The sequence below is a fragment of the Vicinamibacteria bacterium genome (genome assembly GCA_035620555.1).
GTDB lineage: Bacteria > Acidobacteriota > Vicinamibacteria > Marinacidobacterales > SMYC01 > DASPGQ01.
Window position 1 is genome coordinate 1 of sequence record DASPGQ010000200.1, and the last position, 3,967, is coordinate 3,967.

Genomic DNA, 3,967 nt, shown 5'->3' on the forward strand with positions numbered 1-3,967 from the left:
ATCGGTCCCGGTCTTTTTCGTCTTCTTCTTTGTCGTTTTCTTTGCCGTCATCCTATCCTCTGCTTAATGCCGTGACGGGACCCGCGATTGATCGCGCCGCCACGGCTTGGCCTTTACGGCGCTGCGCGCCGATCTCGCAGCGGAAGTCTTGGCCGCCGCTCGGCAGGCTGGGCTGTACTTTTTCATCAGCCTGCTAAGTCTCGATTCGATAGCTCGCCCAGGCCTCGTCGCTTTCCCAGATCTTCACCGTCAGCGCTTCGATACCGTTCCAGGGGATTTCGCGGCTCAGGGCTTCCGCCGTAACCCGAGCCAGCACCTCGATGCCCGGGTTCTGGCCGGCGAGCTCGGGCAGATCGTTGAGGGTCCGGTCCCGGTAGCGCTCGACACGCTTTTCGAGCGCCCGTTCGATGCGCACGATGTCGACGAGAAATCCGTGCCCGTCGAGCTCGTCGCCTTCGAGGACGATCTCGGCTAGATAGCGGTGCGAGTGCAGCTCTCCTTCCGCACCGAAGTCGCCCCCGACGAGATAGTGCCGGGCGACGAAGTCCCGTCGAACCCCCAAGCTGTACTTCGCCATAGACCGAGGTCAAGTATAGGTCAAGAGCACCTGGAGACAGGCCTCGGGATGCTCGTCGAGGAGGCGGTAAGCCTCGGCCGCTTCTTCGAGCGCGATCCGGTGGGTTATCAGCTCGTCGACCGCCACACGGGATAGAGCGCTCCAGGCCGTCTCGAGCCTCCGTTTCTTGCTCCACCGAGCCAGGTGGACGGATCCCAGGCGCGAGACCTGGCTCGAGACCAACCGGAGACGCCTTCGATGAAAGCGCGTTCCCAGATCGACTGCCTCGCGCCCGTCGCCATACCATGACGCCACGATCACGCGGCCTTCCAGACCCATGGCCCCAATGGCCGCTTCGAGCCCGCGCGCGGTCCCCGAGAGCTCGATACTCAGATCGAAGTCGTCGGCCTCGAGCTCTCCGGGCGAAAGGGCACGTGCCGCGCCGAGCCGCGTCGAGACGACCCGGCGATGCGCGAGTGATTCCAGCGTCCAGAGCCGCTCGAGCGGAAACCGCGCCAGAAGCGCGGTCGTGATGAGTCCCACGATCCCCTGGCCCACCACGAGGGCGCGCTCGCCGATTCGAGGCGCGGCGTCCAGGAGAACGTTCACCGCCGTCTCCGCGGTCGGAAGAAACGCGGCGCGCTCCACGTCGGCGTCTTGGGGAAGCACGAACGCATCGGCCTCTCGGACGACGAAGTGGCTCCGATGGGGAACGAAGCCGAAGACGCGGCGCCCGACGAGCGCACGCGAGACCTTGGTCCCGGAAGCGATGACCTCGCCGACCGAAGCATAGCCATAGGACAGGGGATACCGCAGCTCGGCATCGAGCGACGGCAGCGTCTCGTCGAGGCGCGTGCCCTCGGCAATGTCTCCCCGATAGAAGAGGAGCTCGGTGCCGGCGCTGATCGCCGAGACGAGCGTCCGCACCAGCAGCTCATCGACGTCGGGCTCGGGAACCTCCACTTCTCTGATCGAGAGCTCCCGGGGGCGTGTAATCTCGAGAAGCCGGGCTTTCATTCGTCGGAGAATTCGAGCTCTCCAGCAACGACCAGATCGTCGCCGATGCGTTCCGTTCGCCAGGAGCGAAGGCGGGGAAACGGGGAAAGCTCGTTGCGCGCGAGCGCGGCGACACCTCCGACGAATTGCGGCGACACGGTGACGACGACGTAGTCGACGAGCCGGGCCTTGAGGAAGCTCGTCAGGATGCGCGAGCCGCCCTCGACCAGCACGTGGGCAATGCCGACGTCGGCGAGGCGACGAGCCAGGGCCTCGAGGTTCACCCAGCCGTTCGCGAGCGCGGGCAAACGAAGCACGTCGGCGCCACGGGAGCGAAGCGCCGCTTCGGCCTCGTCTCCCGCTCGCTCGGTGGTCGCCACCCAGGGCTTGCGATCTTCAAGGAGCAGATGGACCTCTCGCGGCAGCCGCAAACGGGAATCCACGACGATCGGCCTCGGATCGGTACCCGGCACCAGGCGCACCGTAAGCCTCGGGTTGTCGGCGATGACGGTGCCGATCCCGACGAGGATGGCGTCATGGGCCGCCCGAAGCTCGTGCGTGAGCTGCCAGGAGTGATCGCAGCTCAGAGCAATGGGGCGGTTTCGCTCGCCGGCAATGCTGCCGTCCAGGCTCTGGGCGTAGGCGACGGTGAACATCGGCCGGCCCAGACGTTCCACCGTCGCTTCGGCAGCGCCGAGCCGCGTATAGAGCTCGTCGAGAATCGGAACGAGCACCCGTTCTCCGGAGAACATTCCATCTTCTATATCCCACCGTGAGCCCGCGGCACAAATGTCCGCGATAAGATTCGGTTCCGTGAAACGGGACTGGGTGCGATATCTCGAAGCGAAACGGGGCGTGGACGATCGCGCGCTCGACCGACGCGTCTGGGAGCGGCTCGAGGCTGAGCTTCGCGCCCCGGGCAGGCCAGAGATCGACATCGCCGACATCGGCGCCGGAACCGGGACCGGGCTTTACCGCATGGTGGCTTGGGGACTTCTCCGGGGCTTCGAGCGCGTGCGCTACACGGCGGTCGAGCCCGACTCCGAGCTGCGGGAGCGCATTCGTGACAATGGGTACGAGCTTCCCATCGAAATGACGTTCGTGGGCTCGGAGCTCGATGAGCTGACCGGGCTCGACCGCCGATTCGACCTCGTGGTCGCCCACGCCCTGCTGGACCTCCTGCCGCTGGAACCGACCGTCGACAAGCTTCTCGCGATCGGGAGACGCGGAGGACTTCTCTACTGTCCGATCACCTTCGACGGCGAGACGCTCCTCGAGCCCGAGGTCGAGGCCGACGAAGCTATCCTGGAGACGTACCATGCCACGATGGCCCGAAAGGGCCGGACCGGACGCTTGCTCTTCCACGCTCTGACGTCACGAGGCGCGCGCGTGCTCGAGATCGGAAGCTCGGACTGGATCGTTCATCCTCGAGACGGCCGATACCCTGGCGACGAACAATTCTTCCTCCAGTTCCTCGTGGACCTGATCGTCGAGGCGGTACGCGATCACATCGACGAACCTGTCGTAAACGCCTGGCGGAAACAGCGCCACCGACAGATCCTCGAAGCGAACCTCGTTCTCGTAGCGCACCAGATGGACGTCCTCGCGAAAATCGGCTGAAAAAGAGCGCCGAGAAAGACCGTCGCCGATGCCATACCCGCCGCGGCTCCCTTCGAAAACCGCTCGGGGGAGCATGTCACCCCGCCTATTTTTGCTGGCGCAGGTAGTCGTCGGTTCCCTCGAGCCAGTCTTTTCGTGGTGGGGTGAAAAAATCGACGTCGAGGGTATCCTCGAGAGCCTCGGCCTTGTGCGGCACGTTGGACGGCAGCACCAGGACCTCGCCGGAGCGAACGACGAAAGGCTCCGCGTCCTCGGTGCCGATCCAGAACTTCAGCGCTCCCTCCAGAACGTACGTGAGCTGCTCGTTCTCGTGGTGGTGCATCGGCACGAGGCACCCCTTCTTCATGTACACGTGCGTCACCATCGAACGGTCGCCGGCGACGATGCGGCGATCGAGGTACGCGGTCAGCTTCTCCTTCGGCAGGTCGTCCCAGCGGACGTGCTTGACTCGGCTGTTATCGGTCACGGTTCCTCCTATTCTTCCTTTACGAGCGTTCTATCGGGGCAAGTGCATTGAGCACGAGCCGGGTGATGAAAAATACCGCCCAGCCGGCCGAGCGGTGGCGGACGCAGGTCCCGCCAAGGCATTGAGCACGAGCAGGGTGATTAATCACTCAGTACACCCTGCGCGAGCGGAGCGAGCCCGGCGCGAAGCGCCGCGAAGGCCGAGCCGGGGCGGACGTTCGATCGCAGGTCCCGCCACGGCATTAACCATGAGCAGGGTGATGAAAGACTCAGTGCGCCCTGCGCGAGCGGAGCGAGCCCGGCGCGAAGCGCCGCGAAGGCCGAGCCGGG

Annotated in this window: 6 protein-coding genes; 1 reads left to right on the forward strand and 5 read right to left on the reverse strand. The window is 65.1% G+C overall.

The window, feature by feature from the left end:
* Window positions 1–193 precede the first annotated feature (193 nt).
* The 3 genes from VEK15_08080 to VEK15_08090 are packed head-to-tail and all read right to left on the reverse strand — an operon-like array spanning window position 194 to window position 2,304.
* On the reverse strand, window positions 194–577 hold the full coding sequence (locus tag VEK15_08080; GenBank protein ID HXV60636.1) for a 6-carboxytetrahydropterin synthase: 384 nt from the start codon (window positions 575–577) through the stop codon (window positions 194–196).
* 9 nt (window positions 578–586) lie between these two features.
* On the reverse strand, window positions 587–1,573 hold the full coding sequence (locus VEK15_08085; protein HXV60637.1) for an oxidoreductase: 987 nt from the start codon (window positions 1,571–1,573) through the stop codon (window positions 587–589).
* Complete coding sequence (locus VEK15_08090) at window positions 1,570–2,304, reverse strand: dihydrofolate reductase family protein (GenBank protein HXV60638.1); 735 nt, start codon at window positions 2,302–2,304, stop codon at window positions 1,570–1,572. The genes VEK15_08085 and VEK15_08090 overlap by 4 nt, the downstream gene beginning before the upstream one ends.
* Window positions 2,305–2,365: 61 nt before the next feature.
* On the opposite strand from VEK15_08090, the gene VEK15_08095 reads away from it, so the two are divergent.
* A complete protein-coding gene (locus VEK15_08095) occupies window positions 2,366–3,172 on the forward strand; it encodes a class I SAM-dependent methyltransferase (protein HXV60639.1) in 807 nt (268 codons plus the stop codon).
* A gap of 85 nt (window positions 3,173–3,257) precedes the next feature.
* On the opposite strand, the gene VEK15_08100 is transcribed toward VEK15_08095, so the two are convergent.
* Both VEK15_08100 and VEK15_08105 read right to left on the reverse strand, forming a co-directional pair.
* Window positions 3,258–3,638, reverse strand: a complete 381-nt coding sequence (locus VEK15_08100) for a cupin domain-containing protein (GenBank protein ID HXV60640.1) — start codon at window positions 3,636–3,638, stop codon at window positions 3,258–3,260.
* 140 nt (window positions 3,639–3,778) lie between these two features.
* On the reverse strand, window positions 3,779–3,967 hold a 189-nt coding region (locus VEK15_08105; GenBank protein HXV60641.1), incomplete at its 5' end, for a hypothetical protein.